General features: G+C 59.1%; 1 protein-coding gene. It reads right to left on the reverse strand.

The window, feature by feature from the left end; translation table 11 throughout:
* Positions 1–364: hypothetical protein (locus I6F36_RS39240; protein WP_225173323.1), on the reverse strand; the 364-nt coding region annotated here is incomplete at its 3' end.
* Positions 365–403: the final 39 nt, after the last annotated feature.

Here is a 403-nt window from a genome sequence, read left to right on the forward strand (position 1 = left end):
GGTGAGGGTGGCTGTCCAAGCACTGCTCTGCAACGTGCTTGGCAACGCGTGCCAACGAGCTCATCGCAACCCCGCCGCTCGAACGCTCGCAACTGATGAGCACGTCAGCCACCCCCGCGATCGCTTCATTGCTGGCAGAACTGTAGGAACCACTCAACAACATCAGCGTCGAGGCCGGAATGCCGTCAACCACTACGTCATAGCCCGTTTTCTGCTTGTCCAGCCAGGTCGCCGATGTCTCGCCCTCAGTCTTGCCGAGGTGCATGTATTCGATCGGCCCCCACATGGCGGAGCCTCGTCCGAATTTACCTTCCTTGGCCCACCACTTTGGGGAGCCTCCGTTGTTGTGCACCATCAAAATCATTGCCTTCTCCTTTGAGTCCAGGTCGGCACAGTGCCGAGT

This window comes from Bradyrhizobium sp. BRP19 (assembly GCF_020194195.1).
In the GTDB taxonomy this organism is placed as follows: domain Bacteria; phylum Pseudomonadota; class Alphaproteobacteria; order Rhizobiales; family Xanthobacteraceae; genus Bradyrhizobium; species Bradyrhizobium yuanmingense.